General features: G+C 59.7%; 16 protein-coding genes. 5 read left to right on the top strand and 11 right to left on the bottom strand.

Annotation, left to right across the window (positions count from 1 at the left end; all coding sequences use genetic code 11):
- The first annotated feature begins 317 nt into the window (after positions 1–317).
- The 3 genes from IVB27_RS33290 to IVB27_RS33300 all read left to right on the top strand — a co-directional run bounded on the left by IVB27_RS33290 (position 318) and on the right by IVB27_RS33300 (position 3488).
- Complete coding sequence (locus IVB27_RS33290) at positions 318–857, top strand: hypothetical protein (RefSeq protein ID WP_247447015.1); 540 nt, start codon at positions 318–320, stop codon at positions 855–857.
- A gap of 535 nt (positions 858–1392) precedes the next feature.
- Entirely contained in the window at positions 1393–1959 is a 567-nt protein-coding gene (locus IVB27_RS33295; RefSeq protein WP_247447016.1) for a hypothetical protein, read from the top strand.
- Positions 1960–2651: 692 nt separating this feature from the next.
- Complete coding sequence (locus IVB27_RS33300; RefSeq protein ID WP_247447017.1) at positions 2652–3488, top strand: class I SAM-dependent methyltransferase; 837 nt, start codon at positions 2652–2654, stop codon at positions 3486–3488.
- 606 nt (positions 3489–4094) lie between these two features.
- Here the strand turns inward: IVB27_RS33300 and IVB27_RS33305 are convergent.
- Positions 4095–4547, bottom strand: coding sequence for a hypothetical protein (locus IVB27_RS33305; RefSeq protein WP_247447133.1), 453 nt, complete (start codon positions 4545–4547; stop codon positions 4095–4097).
- Between IVB27_RS33305 and IVB27_RS33310 the strand changes: the two genes are divergently transcribed.
- Positions 4484–5413 (top strand): tripartite tricarboxylate transporter substrate binding protein, encoded by a 930-nt coding sequence (locus IVB27_RS33310; RefSeq protein ID WP_247447018.1) that lies wholly within the window; start codon positions 4484–4486, stop codon positions 5411–5413. The two genes, IVB27_RS33305 and IVB27_RS33310, sit on opposite strands and share 64 nt — an antisense overlap.
- A gap of 1050 nt (positions 5414–6463) precedes the next feature.
- Here the strand turns inward: IVB27_RS33310 and IVB27_RS33315 are convergent.
- From IVB27_RS33315 to IVB27_RS33330, 4 genes are all read right to left on the bottom strand, one after another.
- On the bottom strand, positions 6464–6640 hold the full coding sequence (locus IVB27_RS33315; RefSeq protein WP_247447019.1) for a DUF3606 domain-containing protein: 177 nt from the start codon (positions 6638–6640) through the stop codon (positions 6464–6466).
- On the bottom strand, positions 6600–7715 hold the full coding sequence (ligD, locus tag IVB27_RS43850; protein ID WP_247447020.1) for a non-homologous end-joining DNA ligase: 1116 nt from the start codon (positions 7713–7715) through the stop codon (positions 6600–6602). Before ligD ends, IVB27_RS33315 begins: the two co-directional genes overlap by 41 nt.
- A gap of 258 nt (positions 7716–7973) precedes the next feature.
- Entirely contained in the window at positions 7974–8138 is a 165-nt protein-coding gene (locus IVB27_RS33325) for a hypothetical protein (protein ID WP_247447021.1), read from the bottom strand.
- A gap of 342 nt (positions 8139–8480) precedes the next feature.
- Positions 8481–8702 carry a helix-turn-helix domain-containing protein gene (locus tag IVB27_RS33330; protein ID WP_312010565.1) on the bottom strand — a complete coding sequence of 74 codons (222 nt, stop codon included), beginning with the start codon at positions 8700–8702 and terminating at the stop codon, positions 8481–8483.
- Here IVB27_RS33330 and IVB27_RS33335 point away from each other — a divergent pair.
- Positions 8689–9186 carry a hypothetical protein gene (locus IVB27_RS33335; RefSeq protein WP_247447022.1) on the top strand — a complete coding sequence of 166 codons (498 nt, stop codon included), beginning with the start codon at positions 8689–8691 and terminating at the stop codon, positions 9184–9186. The genes IVB27_RS33330 and IVB27_RS33335 overlap by 14 nt on opposite strands.
- Here IVB27_RS33335 and IVB27_RS33340 read toward each other — a convergent pair.
- From IVB27_RS33340 to trbJ, 6 genes are read right to left on the bottom strand one after another with little or no spacing between them, the layout of a single operon-like run.
- Positions 9173–9535 (bottom strand): DUF2274 domain-containing protein, encoded by a 363-nt coding sequence (locus IVB27_RS33340; RefSeq protein WP_247447023.1) that lies wholly within the window; start codon positions 9533–9535, stop codon positions 9173–9175. The two genes, IVB27_RS33335 and IVB27_RS33340, sit on opposite strands and share 14 nt — an antisense overlap.
- Positions 9536–9538: 3 nt before the next feature.
- A complete protein-coding gene (locus IVB27_RS33345; RefSeq protein ID WP_247447024.1) occupies positions 9539–10816 on the bottom strand; it encodes a TraB/TrbI/VirB10 family type IV secretion system protein in 1278 nt (425 codons plus the stop codon).
- The gene (trbG, locus tag IVB27_RS33350; RefSeq protein ID WP_247447025.1) at positions 10813–11838 is read right to left on the bottom strand and encodes a P-type conjugative transfer protein TrbG; all 1026 of its coding nucleotides are present in this window, start codon (positions 11836–11838) and stop codon (positions 10813–10815) included. The genes IVB27_RS33345 and trbG overlap by 4 nt, the downstream gene beginning before the upstream one ends.
- Positions 11835–12539 carry a conjugal transfer protein TrbF gene (gene trbF / locus IVB27_RS33355; RefSeq protein WP_247447026.1) on the bottom strand — a complete coding sequence of 235 codons (705 nt, stop codon included), beginning with the start codon at positions 12537–12539 and terminating at the stop codon, positions 11835–11837. The genes trbG and trbF overlap by 4 nt, the downstream gene beginning before the upstream one ends.
- A gap of 3 nt (positions 12540–12542) precedes the next feature.
- Positions 12543–13706: a P-type conjugative transfer protein TrbL gene (gene trbL / locus IVB27_RS33360; protein WP_247447027.1), complete on the bottom strand. Its 1164-nt coding sequence runs from the start codon at positions 13704–13706 to the stop codon at positions 12543–12545.
- Between the two features lie 11 nt (positions 13707–13717).
- A complete protein-coding gene (gene trbJ / locus IVB27_RS33365; protein ID WP_247447028.1) occupies positions 13718–14470 on the bottom strand; it encodes a P-type conjugative transfer protein TrbJ in 753 nt (250 codons plus the stop codon).
- Positions 14471–14477 lie beyond the last annotated feature (7 nt).

A 14477-nucleotide genomic window follows, 5' to 3' on the forward strand; every position in this document is an offset into this window, starting at 1 on the left:
GTTCGGGTATCCAATGTTATGGAGGAAGTCGGCCTTCGGGTGATTAGGCTCGCTCCAGGAGCCGCACACGTAAGCAGCACAACATTCGCATTTGTACGCCATCGAAGCCATTAGTTTGCAAGTGAGCGGAGGTGACGCCGACCTCTGCGTCCCTGAGAGAGCGAATCCTCTCCACGCCCTTAGGCTCGGCTCCCTCGGTCAAATGGCGTCGCTACTGCATCGCAACATCGCTAATAACCACGTTTCCGTTTTTAATCTATCTTTAGCGATCGACTAAGAATTCCGGTTTCAAGGTCGTCTCAAATGGGAGGCGACCCATGCCGTTGATGAAATATTTCGGGTTTGTCGGCAGCTCCCTTGTCCTATTGCTGATCGGATTGGGGTGGTGTTTGCCGCAGCAAGTGGCGGAACCTACCGGTGGCTCCACCGACAGGCCAGCCATAAGAATCGCCTCGGCCGAACGGTTACCCGAGCGGGTCATTATCGACACGAGTTTGCCGACGATTGTCTCGCCGCCGAGCGTACTGGAGTTTGCTGAACGATGGCCACAAGCAGCTGTTGCAGCTGTCGTCCCGCCTCCCAGGACAACGACTCCGGCGCCGGTTGGTGACGTAGCGATAAGGCCGAATCTCGCAAACCGAGAACGTTCGAAAAAGGTTGCTGTTCATCATGCAGCGTCAAAAACGAATATCGAACCTTCGAGGAACGACAAAGCCATGACTCCACCTGCAGTCGCTGAATTGTCTCTGTTGGACAGCTTGAAGGAAGGGTTGGGGCAAGCGCAGGAAAAACTGATGGCAAGCCTCGAACCCCTGGCTGCCAACGCTTCGAAGTCCCGGCTCGAAAAACGGCGATGATGTTACTACCGAACTTCGTCGTTGGGCGCTGACCGCGATCGCACCTACAGAAATGCCGAACACGACAGATGAGGCACCCGAAGGGGAGCAAGCGTTCCTCGAGCGAGATACTGCACCAGCACGAGGCTGTGTTTTCCAGCCTGCGAGCGCACCGATCCCGACGATCTATCGGAGGGGTCCGTCGTCGAACTGAAGCGCGCAACCAATGACGACGGCTGAGGGGATCATTTGATGATCTCGTCTCCGTCGCCAACAAGGTGACTGGGGGAGCGATGAATAGGAGATGCGGCGCCATGCACAATGTTTTCCTTGGCATCACTTTCGCCGGAGCCCTGGTGCTCGTCTTAGTCTCTCTTGTCGCACTTCAAAGGATAATCGAGTGATCGCCGCCTGACGATCCGTTGCACTGCTTGCGAGACCCTTTGGCCTGTCGCGGTTTCTTCCAAGTGTGTGAGCCATCTCTCACAAGTTTGCGTCGAGTCTAGCGTAAGTTCGGCGTGTAGGTCGCCTTCCGCAAACCATCGTGGAGATCGAAATGGCCAAAAATCCGACGGGCTCTGCAAGTGACCGTCTCCCGCATCCGTTCAGCGAATTACTCGCCGCCGCCACCGTACCGCCGCAAGCCGAGTTCCTCGTGCACAGCGTGAAGGTCGTGTGCGGCAGACAAACCGAGACGAACTGCTGCTGTACCGCAGGCGCCCGGCCGGGCGTGTACGCGACCGAGGTCAACATTCAAAATATTACCGGTCAGCCGGCGCAGGTCGCGAAATTCTTCGTACCCTTGATCAACGCGGGCGCGGTTATTGGGCGCGAACCCAAATTCGCCGATCCAGCCAAAATCTCTCAACACACCGGCGAGCTCATCACCCTTCCACCGCTGGCGGCGACGATGGACGATTGCTGCCACATCGCGGAGTTGCTGCTCGGCGGCCCCCCAAGCGGAGAGTCGGCGCTCACGATCGGCTATCTCACGATCGGGAGTTTCTTCGAATTGGCCGTCTCTGCGGTCTACACAGCGACCCCCCTGAGCGGGGACGGCATCAGCATTGACGTCGAGTACATTCTGCCGCGGCGCCTGGGACGTGGCCCGGGTCAAGGCTGAAAACCGCCTGACAGAACAAAGGTCATTGCGAGGTGTTGGTCGCCCTTTGCGCACGCATGGGCGGTCTTCCTTGCCGCGGAAATCCGCCTGCGGCGCAAGCGGGTCCCGGGCCTTGACGGATTCGGTCGCTGACGCATTTGGCATCTCGCGAGCAAGCATTCAGCTTCGTTTGAAGAACATCCGAGCCGCTGCGCGAGCAAGAACGGAGATTCGCACATCAGATGTTATGGAAGAAGTCGGTCAACGACCCGGTGCGGGCAAACCTGGGCGCACGCTGAGATCGCAAGCTGCAGCAGCGCACTAAGTCCGCCTCGCTCTATATGCGCGGGCTGAGGATGTCCCCCTTGTCCTGTAACGGGCATTGATGGCCTTGACCCAGTGCGGCGCCATTGGGTTGATAGGATTGCTCTCAGGTGTGATGGTGGGCGTGCCGGCCATCGCTCATGTGCTGCAACTCTGGCTCGGCCTCTGCGGCAGTCCGTCCGAGTGGCCGTAGACGTACATGTTTCTCGCGATGCTGATGTGTTTGTCGTTGGGGCGCCGGCCGTAGCCTCGGCTTTGCTGTTTGGCTGCGCGGCAAAGCCCGAGTCATGCGCGAGGAAAAAGGGCCCGATCAGCGGGTTCCTGCATATTGCGGGCTAGTGATTTTCTCATGAGTATCTGACGCAGTAGCTAAAGCGCAAGGCGCATGGATGGAGTTGCCCGTCACGATCAACCTCATTGACATCACGGTGGGCTCGTATCTTGAGCTCACAAGAACCGGAAGACCGCGCCTAAACCGGCTGGGAAAGCTTGGCAGGCCTGTGATGGCACTGGTCCGTGCAGCGACGCTGTTTGTGGCGTTTTCCGCAGCTCGCGCAGCCGCCGCCGACATCGGTCCTCTGGCTCCCCCCGGGGTCGCGGCAAAGGAGTTTCCCTCGCCTCAGCGCCCTGTTGCGCGGATCGTCAGCCCACGCCGCTCTGCCGAAGAGCTCCGCGACGCCCTGAATGAAGCCGGCCAAATCGTCGGTCGTCTTGAACTGAAGCCAGGCATGACGGTCGGCGACATTGGTGCAGGCAGTGGCTACCACACGGTCAGGCTCTCCCACCTCGTGGGGGCCGCGGGCTCTGTCGTTGCCCAGGACGTCACGCGCGATTACCTCATCGAGCTCGCCAAGCGAACGGAGCTCCTGAAGTTGACCAACGTCAAATTCGCGCTCGGCGAACCGCACGACCCGCGCCTACCCGCTTCCTCGCTGGATGCCGCAATCCTTGTGCACATGTATCACGAGATAGCCCAACCCTATGCCTTTCTCTACAATCTCATACCCGCCTTGAAGCGGGGTGCGCGAGTCGGAATTGTCGACCTCGAGCTCCCGACGTCGAAGCATGGGACGCCTATTGAGCTCTTGCGGTGCGAACTAGAGGATCATTTGCTCGCCACAACCCGCAGCCGGCTGACGTTCCACGATCATTTCGCGAGACTCCCGATTGTCGACGCTCTTTGTACTTGGCGACGCCGATGCAATGGCAAACTAGTAGTTAGGTGACCGCAACGCTAATGTTCCCGCCGTCAGGGACGCTATGCTAATCACGCTATGGCGTGGGTTGTGCGCAGCTGAAGCATTGAACGTCCTCCGAATTGATGGACACCTGTAATGTTTCAAGCGGCCAGGAGGCGCTGAATGGAGACGCCAACGTCTGTTATATGCAGGCTACTACAAAGCGGAAAGCAGTCGGCCTGGTGACCGAGCAGCAGCTAGGTCGGACGGCTGCCGAGGAGCTTGGCCTCTTTGTTGGAATTCGGAAGTGAGATCGCGCTTCAACGAATATCGCCGCGCTGACGTCTGTGACAATCCCGTTCGACGTGCGCGGGTGTCTCGCCCGCCCGCCGTTATGTTTGCGCCGCTGGCGTCGGAGAATAAGCATTCGCAGCGTTCACGACATCGGCAGGTGTACGGCAACACCAACGGATACTATAGCGACCCTCGCATTCAAGCCAAGCTAAAGCCTCAAGCCCGCTGCGTGACCCCCGGCCGCATCGAACGATTGATGCGCCATTCACCGTGTCCGGCCATCATGGGGCAGCCACGCGGTGCAGACCACCGAAAGCCGGCACGACTTTCCGATCACCCGATCCTGCTGCAGGCGCTACTTCAACGCCGGCGCACGCGATAAGGGGCAGTTCTTCCCATACCACTATCCACATGATCTCCATATCTGAAGTGGATATGGCCACGACGCCCGCGCGCCGATACCATTGAGCCAACAATAAGAATAATGGGCATACGCAAGAGGAGATCGAACATGGCGAAGGATGCCGCGCGGCATGGACGTACGTCGATTCCGGACGGCGTCGTGCTGGACTTATTGAGGCTCGAGCAACACTCAGAAAGCGGCGCGAGCGGAAGCGTGGAAGCCGCCGCCATTGCCCGCTCGGTCGGGCGCCGTTCCGAGGCCCGAAGAGACACGCGCCCTGCTGCGTATGCCCGTTCGATCACCGCATTGATGAGATTCGTCATGAGAGCGTTTCTGGTCTGCATTGTTGTCGTCCTGTCATCGGGCGCCCGGGCATTGGAGAAATGGCCGAGCCAGATCGTGCGGATCATCGTGCCATTTCCAGCCGGCGGATCCACCGATCCTGACCGCGCGGGAGGTCGCGCAAGGTCTCGCTGCCGAGTTTGGCCAGGCCTTCATTGTCGAGAATCGCGCGGGCGCGGGAAGCACGCTTGGAACCGCATCAGTCGCGAAGGCGCCGGCTGACGGCTACACGTTCTTGATCACCAGCAGCCATTACCCGATCGTGCCGGCACTCTACGACCTGCAGTACGATCCAGTGAAGGACCTCAAGGGCGTTTCGCTCCTGGTCAATCTGCCGGTCATCTTGGTGGCGACACCTAAGCTGCCGGTGAGCAACGTGAAGGAACTAATCGAATATGACCGCGCCAATCCAGGAGAGCTGAACTTCGGATCATCGGGAGCGGGTGGCGTAAACCATCTGAGCGGCGAGTTGTTCAACGCGACGGCGTCGACCAAGCTGGTGCACGTGCCCTACAAGGGAACGGCGCCTGCGATGCAGGATCTGCTCGGGGGCCACGTGCAGCTGATGTTTGATGCGATATCGACCTCACTGCCTAGCATCCGCTCCGGTTCGATCAAGGCGCTGGCATGGGCCGGCGCGAAGCGCGCGGCGATCCTGCCCGACCTGCCGACCATCGCAGAATCCGGCGTTCCTGGCTATGAGATGACGGGATGGCTGGCGATGTTCGCGCCGGCTGGAACGCCGGACGATATCATCCAGAGAGTCAGCACCGCCGTTCGAAAGGTGCTAAATGAGCCTGCCGTGAAGGAAAGGCAGGCCGTTCTAGGGATCGAGGTCGCCGCGTCTTCTCCTGCCGAACTCGATCAGACGGTGCGGACGGAGATGGAGAAATGGTCGGCATTGATCAAACAAATGAGCATCGGGGGCCGCTAGCGATAGTCAGTGGCCCCGGTCGTTTTAGGAACTGCAGATCGCGCGTAGGTTTTCTTCTCAGTCACCGCGTCCAGACGGCGCGAGCACCCTCCAGAGGCCTCAATCCCTGGGCTGGGGCCTTTTGCTGTCTGCTACTCGCATCAATTGAGGTCTAACGCGAAAGCCCCGCCCCGCCCCGCGTCCGCTTCGCTTTCCTTCAGGTCTTTGCTCCACCGAGCGTCGCCAGTCTGCATCTCGGGCTTTTGGCATTGCCTTTGCCGATGGCGTGCAGCTTCAGTTTGCTGAGATGGACCGCCGCCCAAGGGAGCCCCGCCAGCTCGCAGGCGAGTACGGCAGCTCCGAGCATGGGGAAGAGCGCTTTGACACTGGAGAACTGTCCTGAGAATGGCTCTTCAATGCAGACGCCGAAGCAGTCCGGTCCAGCGAAGCGCTGGACGACCCCGTCAACGCCGACCGTGCGACTTCCGGTGTTGCCTTCAAACCGAAGTGCCTAGGCATCGAGACCTCCATCAAGATACACCCTGCTAATGCCGAGTGTCGTTCCCAAGTCCAAGCCGAGCACGTAATTGCGGCCCGATCAAAGCGCTTTGATTGGTTTTCCGACAACGTACACAGGAAGCTTGCGCTTTGCTTGCGGATAGGGGGCTTAACCTCGTCCGCGACTTTGGCTGGCACACGAACAGGAGCGGTATGCTCACCGTACATCAGCGGGCGGCCAGGCCGGCGCCGGTGCGTGGCATGAATTGTCTGCATCGAGGAATCGTGGGCCGAATTGCGCGGCCCGTCAATGACGCTTCTTTCCGAATCGGGTCGGAAATACTCTGGCTTGCGTCAGGCTCTTCGATTCCGGCGTCAACATCCGGCGAGCTGTTGCAGTCGCACGGATCACCGGCACCACACCGGCAGCCAAGCTCTTCGCTCCAGGCCCGGTCTGGATGGTTCTCGCAGACAAAGCGTAGGCCGAAGCAGATGGGACAGTTGGGATTGGTCATGGCATGAAAAAGCGCGCGGGCCTTGCTCCAAAGATCGCAAGCATACCGGGCGCCTCGGTTACGCCGCCAATTCTTTGCGAACAGCGGCGGCCGAATTGCCTACCTTGTCGACGGCTTTCTGCAGCTCGTCCTTGGAGACACCAAGCTGCTTGGTCCAATACTTCACCTCGAAGTCTTCATGAATGTTGATTTTGCTACGCTCGCGCTGGTCCCGTTTGGTGAGATTGTCGCTCATCTTCCTCCTCCATCGCCTGTACAAGCCGTTCATCGTCAAGAACGGCCAGCAGGTCATTGATTGTATTCCGGCAGTCTCGCGGGCCGGGCTCGACATAGCGAGCCAGGATGGCTTGGGCTTCTTTTACCGCTTGGGTTACGCGATCGGGCATGCCGGTACTCCACTCACTCGTGGAGAAAACGCCGTCAGGAACGCCGCGTTCCCTTGCTAAGCCCCTTGAAAGAACTGGCTCGCAGCAGGCCTTCGGAGGTGATGTCGCGGTATTCGATGTCGGCGTAGAACTTCGGCTCGACCCATGTGGCCTTCGGTTTCTTGACGGGCTTTGTGAGCTTTTGCTTCGGCTGACGACGGTATCGAGGGCGTCTCTGATCTTGCCTGATGTAGTCCGACTCCAGCCCGTGCCGACCTTGCCCATATAGACCAGCTCTTTGCCTTCCTTCTTGCCGAGGTAGAGCGCGGCGACGCCGGATGGGTCCTTGATGAACCCGACGACAGGGAACTTCTCGCGTTGGACCGTCTTGATCTTTTGCCAGACCTCAACCCGCTCCGACCGGTACGGCGCATCAACCCGCTTGGACACGATGCCCTCGTAGTTGAGCTTGCTGGCCGCCTCGAACAGAGCCTGCCCGTCACCATCATGGTGCTCACTGTAGAAGATGGGAGCTTCGAGCCCGTTCTCGTCTATCAGCTGCTTCAGCAGCTCCTTGCGGGCAAGCTGAGATAGTCTGCGAAGGTCCTTGCCGTCCAGCCACAGGAGATCGAAGGCGAAGTAAACTAGCCGGTCCTGGTCGCCTCGGCCGAGGTCCGCCTGGAGTTCGGAGAAGTTGGTTCGCTCGTCATGGATGACGACCGCCTCGCCGTCGACGATCGCCTGACCCGGGATATTGAAAGCGCCGGCAATGATCGAGAAACGGTTGATCCAGTTGTGGCCGTTACGGGTAAAGGCCTTCCGGTCGTCGTGGTCGATGTGGAGCTGGATGCGGTAGCCGTCGTATTTGACTTCGTGAATCCACTGAGCCCCGGAAGGCGCTTTCATCTTCAGGGTCGCAAGCTGGGGACTGATAAATCCCGGCATGGAAGCTCGCGGCTTCTCGGTCGGTGCCGGGGTACGCTTTGCCACTAACGCAACTCACAAAAAGCCCGCCGCCGGTGTTGGGAGCCGACGGCGGGGCAATCTACCCAGCTTATTCACGACTCTCCAACCGCGAAGCCGAAACGGCGTTCCCCGACGTTCTGTCATACAACCGCAACCGAGATTCCAGGTTGTATTTTCAACGTCAACGAGAACGGCCGCCGAACGGCTAGGCAACGCGGTGTGCCAAAAGCAACGCCCTCAGTACTGTGGCCTCTTCGAAAGCTCCGGCAGGCGCGAGATCGCCTTTGCGATCCGCGTCGCCTCGTCACGAGTTAGGAATTGCTCGGCGTACTGGTACGGGCGCCGGTGAAGGTCTTCGCGGTGCGGGACAGAGCAGATGGAGAAGCCGTTGGCGTCCTTCACGCGGAAACATTGCTCCTCCTCCACCATTAAGGCTTTTTCGGCGTCTGATCGCACTTCAAGTGTTCAGGAAATCCTGCTGACCGCAAACCGACGATCATAGCTCCGCTCGATCCCTGTCACCGCCCGGCATGACTGATAAGCTTTCTCTCAAAACCTTATCAGTACCCGACGCCGAAAGCCTTCATTGGCGGCAGTTTTGATCGAAGTCGTCTCTGATAGTTGTCTCCGCAAAACGGGAATGTTCCCCGACAAGGTTGGAGACTTTTCGTGCGCGCAAGTCCTGTAGAGACCGCTCGCTTCCGCGCGGCCGGCTCTGCGACCCGTGCCGGCACGCGGCTCAAATTATCGCTTTAATAGGTCGCCCGCGTCCACGCCCAGCGCCTTGGCAAGCTTGCCAAGCATGGTAACCGAAGCGCTGTAGGTGCTGGTCTCCAGCTGGCTGATATAGCTTCGATCTACCTTCGCTCGAAATGAAAGCTCCTCCTGACTCCAGCCTTTTTCATGCCGAAGCCGCCGGAGGTTCTTTGCAACAATGTCTCGCATTCCGTCCATGAAAGACGGCATGCTTCTTGTTGAGCATACTCCTCAATTGAGTATACTCAACAAAGAGATTGCAGAGGCAGTATCCCGTATGAATGGTCCTGAGACAGTACCGCTAGAGCCGTTCGCAGAAGTTGCGGGGGATACTTATCGATTTGGATACCGCGCTATCGGAGTCAACGATTACGTTTTTGCGGTCGAAGTGCCTATCCAAATCGTAGAGCAAACGGTGCTGACGAGAGCTTCATTAACCGTAGGGATTGGTCTGGACGGAACGGTAATTCCGCATTTGCGATGGTCACATGCTGCAAACACCATCCCGTATCCGCCGACCCACCTCGAAGCGCTCGACGTCTTAGTTCGACGAGCCGTAAATTCCGAAAATCTTCGGATGGAGGAAGCAACTGTTTCAGACCTAAATTCGCTTCTGCAGCGACTTGAGTGTTCTATCAGTCTCGTGAAGGATGCAATCAGCCAGATATCAAACGAACCGATTACTCCGGTCTAGATGACGGAAATCTCTGGCTCGGTTCCTCCCTGGTAGCGGGCGGATAGGATGGTTCTTTGCTCTTGCTCGGGCTCTCTCCCAGCTCTTTCTGGGTAGACGGATTAATGAGACGTCGGGGCGCACCAATCGTCGTGTCCTTCGCGCCGCCTGCCCGGCTGGCTCGTTTGAAATCCGCGTCGCCATCAAGAAACGCCTCCAGCATGAACGGAATCAGCTCACCCACTTCCTCCTTAGTCCCGTAGGTTTCGGCGTAGAAGTCAGCATACTCTCGCAGCCTCTGTGCGAGACCCGGCGTGAGTACAACGCTCATCTTCACCGGCATCCGATCCGGTAGCCTCGCAAGCTTCATCCCTCACCTACCCTTTGCCGCTGTTTGGGCATCCTGGTATGGCTTCAGCACCAGATCCTTCGAAACAATCACCCGCAGCGGCCAGCCCAGCCGCACCATGATGGTCGGCTGCACGTCGAGCTCACGCTCCACCAGGCGCTGCCCCGCACGATTGGTCGTTTGCTGCGTGCTTTCCCGCAGAGCCTTCACGAGATCGCTCTCATCATTGCCGATCGATAACTGTGTCCCCACCCCGATCAAAGTTGCCAAGGCCACACCCTTGAGCAACTGCCAGGTATGGAAGTCCACCTGGTCTTCGAGCCCGGCATAGCCTGCAACGTCAGTAGCCGGAAGGTTTTCGATCACGATCGAATTCCCGTTCGGCAGGATCAGCCTTGTCCAGATGACCAGCGCCCGCTTCTGGCCAAAAGCGACGACACTGTCGTACTTGCCCACGATCCTTGTCCCTTGGGGGATCAAGAGATGCTCGCCCGTCACCGTGTCATAGACGTTCTCCGTGACCTGGCCGATGGTTGCCCCAGGCAAGTCCGAATTCAGCCCAGTGACGAGACTCGCCGGGATGATCGCCCCCGCCATCACCGCATAATTGGATGGTGCGGGTTTGAGCGCATGTGGATTAGTGGTCTCCGTGTCAGCCTTCGCGCCGACGAAGGCCAGCTTTCGCGCCTGTGACGAGGGAATGATCTCGCTGGATCGGTCAATCATCGCCTGTGCCGTCTTTGCAAGTTCCGCGGCGGACTGTCCTGTATCTGGCGTTGAAGGCCAGAATGCGGATGGGGCAGCAGCCGGCGCTTCCGTCGTGCTTGCCTGCTTGCGCTTCTCCTGTTTCTCCGACAGGCGGAAAAACAGTCCCGACTCCTTTGCTTGTTGCGCAACCCGCGTCTGACGGATCCGTTCGGCTCGCTCGGCATCCTCCTCCGGATTGGTCCGGAAGCCCGTGTCCGACGCCACAGCGGCTTTCTTCTCGTTTTCGGCAAAGGCCCGGCCGATGTCCCCAGGCGACGGCGGTCCAAGCCGCGGCGTCGATGGTGGCAACTCCTCATAGGACTTTGGCAGCTTGCTCAAGCCTTCGGCGGTCTGCTTGCGGTCGGTATTATAAAGCTCTGTCCGCTCCGACTGCTTGTAGGAGTGCGGTCGGAGCGCAATGAGTATTGCCCCGCCGATGAACAGCGCCGCGACGCCGCAGCCGATCATGAGGGCGCGCCTGTTGAGGCGCCGAACGGGCCGCGGACGTGCTCGCAGTTCCAGCGGCTCCGGATCCTGATCCAATCCGGTCGTCATGAAGCGCTCCCGGTGCTAGAGGCCTGCGACACCGGTCGCGCGTCGATGCGGATGATCCGGACGATGCGCTGTGGATCTTCGCCAAGGCGAAGCTCGGCGGCGCCGAACATCCGATCGACGATGTAGTAGGATCCGCGAACCCGGTAGTTGACGAGGTTCGGCCGGCCATCGGCTCCGGCGACGAACAAGGGTGGTGCCTCCCCTTGCGACACGCCGGATGGCATCTGGATGTAGACCTTGCGGCCGTCGTCGAAAGCGCGCAGCGGACGCCACGGGGGATCGTCTCCTTCAATCCGATAGCGGAAGTTCAGGCTGTCGAGCCGCACGCCGCGATCGGCGATCCGCTCCTCGTTTTCCTGAGCGGCGACATTCTGCTTGTGGAGCGCGACGAGCGTATCGGTCGGATACGTCCACGAGATGGACGCCATATAGGTCTGCTTGGTCGAGACGAGCTCGAGGTGATAGGCCCGCCGATCGGTCAGGACCACGAGGTTGGTCTGGATATCCGGCAATGTCGGCTTGACCAGGATGTGCACGCGCCGGGTGCTCCCCTGCCCGCTCAAGGTATCGCCGACCACCCAGCGAACCGTATCGCCGGTGGAGACATCGATCAGTTCCTCGCCCGGTTGAAGCGCGATGGTCGAGACCTTTTCCGGGCTTGCATAGAGCCGGTAAAGCGCGCCTTCCGTCCAGGGATACACTTGGATGGCATTGATATAGCCGGCGCGCGTCGGCTCCATCCGTGCCGCCTTGTTCGCTTTGGCGATCGCCTGCTCCGGCGGCAGCTTTTCTTCCTTGGCCGCCTTCGTCGGAAATGGCTTCAACTGGCCCGGCATCGGCAGGACCTTGGGCGTTTCGACGACTTGCACCGGCGCAGGCGGATCGGCCTCTGGAAGCGCCTTCTCAAATGTCATCTCGTCATAGGGCGCTTCGAGATTGAGCTTGGTGGCGCATCCGGCAAGCGTAAGCGACAAGGCAAGGACGCTGGTCGACGCGAGCTTGGTGAGGACTTTGGAATTCATTTGGCGTCTCCAATGAGGTCGCGCGACCAGTTGAGGGAATGGACGTAGAGGCCGAGAGGGTTCTTCCGCAGGGTTTCGGCATCTGCGGGTGGCTTGAGAACGGTGGTGACGAGACCTGTGAAGCGTTCGGTCTTTGCGATTGCGCCGTTCTCGTAGGTGTTCTCTTTCCAGCGGATCTCGAAGCTGTCGCCGGACGCGCGCACTACGGACGTAACTTCGGCAGTCACGGTCTTGGAGCCGATCTTTGTGAACGGATCGGCTTCCCGCGCGTAGTCGTTCAAGGCCTGCGCGCCGCGGTCGGTGACAAAGTCGTAGGCGTGCAGCCAGTTCGCCCGAACGATGATCGGATCGATCGACAGCGAACGGACGTTCTCGATGAATCGCGCGAGAAAGTGCGCAATCTGCGCGTCTGACGGCTGGTAGGCTTCGAGCGCCGGCCCGACTGCCCGGACTTCACCGAGCCGGTCGACCTCGACCACGTAGGGAGTGACGCCCGAGCGGGCGATCTGAGTAAAGATCGTCAATCCGAGGATGCTGGACAGGCCGATAGCTGCCAGCGCTGCCAGCCGCCAGTTGCTGGCCTGCACACGGGCAGACCCTAACCGCTCGTCCCAGACCTGGGCTGCCTTCTGATAAGGGGTGACCGGCTCGGGCGTCTCGCCATAGCGAACGGACACGCGCTGAAAGGGATGACTTGCCATGCCCTACTCCTCCCCCAGCTTCGGACCCGAAGAATGTCCGCCCTTGTCACCTTCTTTCAGCGTATGAGCGGCGACTTGCGCCGCTTCCCTTGCGTGTCCGCGTGCCGACGAAGCCGCCGCACGCCCCGCGCCTGAAGCAGACGCTCCGTTCGTTGCGCCGCCGGTGCTCGCGCTCGAGAGCTGATCCACGGTTGAGGCCCGGGCCGACGTGCCCGCCACCGACGACGCGCCGGTGAGCGATGCTGCGGAGCGAACCGCAGCCATTGAACCGCCCGCCGCAACGCGTAAGCCCCCCGCGGCCGCCGCTCCGCCGCCGATCGCGATAGCCGCCGCCCCCGCCACCGTTCCCGCGGCTGCTCCGGCGCCTAACTGGGGTGCACCTGAGACCAGTCCCGCCGCGATTCCTGGGCCGAAGATGCCAAGGCCAAACAGCGAAAGGGCCGCAAGCAACAGGCTCATGGCTGACACGATGTCGACCGGCCGCGTCAACGTGCTCGCGAGCTGACCGAAAATGGTCGAGCCGATGCCGATAATGATCGCAAGAACCATCACCTTCACCCCTGAGGCGACCACGTTGCCGAGCGTCTTTTCCGCAAGGAATGCTGTCTTTCCCCACAAAGCGAACGGCACGAGAATGAAGCTTGCAAGCGTCGTCAGCTTGAATTCGATCAGGGTGACGAAGAGCTGCACCGAGAGGACGAAGAAGGCGAGCACGATCAGGATCCAGCAGAACAGCAGGATCAGGATCGTCGGCAGATTGGTCAGCACGTCGAAGCCCGAGAATTGGCCGGTCTCCTCCAGAAGAGGATGGGCGGCCGTAAAGCCGGCGGAGGCAACAAAGCCCGGCCGCGCCAGATCGGCGGCGCTTAAGCTCCCGCCGGACGCCTTCAAACCGATGCTGGAGAAGGATGCAAAGACGATATCGGCAAGGCTCTTGAAGTTACCGATAATGAACGCGAAAGCACCGACATAAAGCACCTTCTTGGCAAGCGTGACCATGATGTGGTCGTCGGCGCGCATGCTCCAGGCAAGGCCAGCAAGCGTGAGGTCGATGCCGATCAACGTTGAACTCAGGAATGAGACGTCGCCGGACAGAAGACCGAACCCAGAGTCGATGTAACGCGAGAAGGTCTCGGTAAAGCGGTCGATGACGGAGAGATCAGCCATGGCGCCCTCACCTACCTGCCGCCGGTGTAGGCATGGCCATCGCCGATGAAGCGGGTAAATCGCTCCTTCGCCGCGGCCGACGAGGCCTGCTGTTCGGCGGCACGCAAAGTGTCGGCGCGCGCCTGGGTCGCCAGAAGTGCCTGGGTCTGCAGCGACTGCTTGATCTGGAGGCCGAGCAGTTCGTTGCCGGACTGTTGAGCCTGCAACGAGCCGACCGCAGCCGACGAATTGGCCATCAGGGTTCGAAGCGTCTGGCCGTCCTGATCCAGGCTGCTGACAATGGCAGATTGAATTGTGAGCGACTGCTTCAGCCCATCGTAGCTATTGTCCCAACGTGATGTCGCGTCCAGAACCATCTTGTCGGACGAAACGGCTGCTGCATATTGGCGGGGATAGAGGCGCTCAAAATCCTGCTGGGTTTTCTGAACATCGAATGAGATGTTCTTCGCTTGACCAATCAGACTGTTCATCTGAGTGATCGTCGATGTGAGCTGGCCAACTACGCTTGTGGGCAGGCTCGTAAGATGCTTGGCCTGATTGAGCAGTGACTGAGCCTGGTTTTCGAGGCTCCTGACCTGATTGTTGATCTGTTCAAGCGCACGCGCTGCGGTCAGAAGGTTCTGGCTGTAGTTCGTAGGATCGAAGACGATATCGAATGCCCCGAGCCGTCGGGATCCGTTCACGGCGATGACAAACGATAGTATTGTTGTTATGACAACCCTTGAGGTTGTACCCAAGAACGTGCGGCCGATACTTTCGATCATGGAGGAC

Origin of the sequence: Bradyrhizobium sp. 197 (genome assembly GCF_023073375.1) — a bacterium.
GTDB lineage: Bacteria > Pseudomonadota > Alphaproteobacteria > Rhizobiales > Xanthobacteraceae > Bradyrhizobium.

Excerpts from the sequence above, each read along its gene's own strand:
- IVB27_RS33290 (WP_247447015.1), top strand. The coding sequence starts at position 318 with ATGCCGTTGATGAAATATTTCGGGTTTGTCGGCAGCTCCCTTGTCCTA.
- IVB27_RS33295 (WP_247447016.1), top strand. The coding sequence starts at position 1,393 with ATGGCCAAAAATCCGACGGGCTCTGCAAGTGACCGTCTCCCGCATCCG.
- IVB27_RS33300 (WP_247447017.1), top strand. The coding sequence starts at position 2,652 with ATGGAGTTGCCCGTCACGATCAACCTCATTGACATCACGGTGGGCTCG.
- IVB27_RS33305 (WP_247447133.1), bottom strand. The coding sequence starts at position 4,547 with ATGATCCGCACGATCTGGCTCGGCCATTTCTCCAATGCCCGGGCGCCC.
- IVB27_RS33315 (WP_247447019.1), bottom strand. The coding sequence starts at position 6,640 with ATGAGCGACAATCTCACCAAACGGGACCAGCGCGAGCGTAGCAAAATC.
- ligD (WP_247447020.1), bottom strand. The coding sequence starts at position 7,715 with ATGCCGGGATTTATCAGTCCCCAGCTTGCGACCCTGAAGATGAAAGCG.
- IVB27_RS33335 (WP_247447022.1), top strand. The coding sequence starts at position 8,689 with ATGAAAGACGGCATGCTTCTTGTTGAGCATACTCCTCAATTGAGTATA.
- IVB27_RS33330 (WP_312010565.1), bottom strand. The coding sequence starts at position 8,702 with ATGCCGTCTTTCATGGACGGAATGCGAGACATTGTTGCAAAGAACCTC.
- IVB27_RS33340 (WP_247447023.1), bottom strand. The coding sequence starts at position 9,535 with ATGAAGCTTGCGAGGCTACCGGATCGGATGCCGGTGAAGATGAGCGTT.
- IVB27_RS33345 (WP_247447024.1), bottom strand. The coding sequence starts at position 10,816 with ATGACGACCGGATTGGATCAGGATCCGGAGCCGCTGGAACTGCGAGCA.
- trbG (WP_247447025.1), bottom strand. The coding sequence starts at position 11,838 with ATGAATTCCAAAGTCCTCACCAAGCTCGCGTCGACCAGCGTCCTTGCC.
- trbF (WP_247447026.1), bottom strand. The coding sequence starts at position 12,539 with ATGGCAAGTCATCCCTTTCAGCGCGTGTCCGTTCGCTATGGCGAGACG.
- trbL (WP_247447027.1), bottom strand. The coding sequence starts at position 13,706 with ATGGCTGATCTCTCCGTCATCGACCGCTTTACCGAGACCTTCTCGCGT.
- trbJ (WP_247447028.1), bottom strand. The coding sequence starts at position 14,470 with ATGATCGAAAGTATCGGCCGCACGTTCTTGGGTACAACCTCAAGGGTT.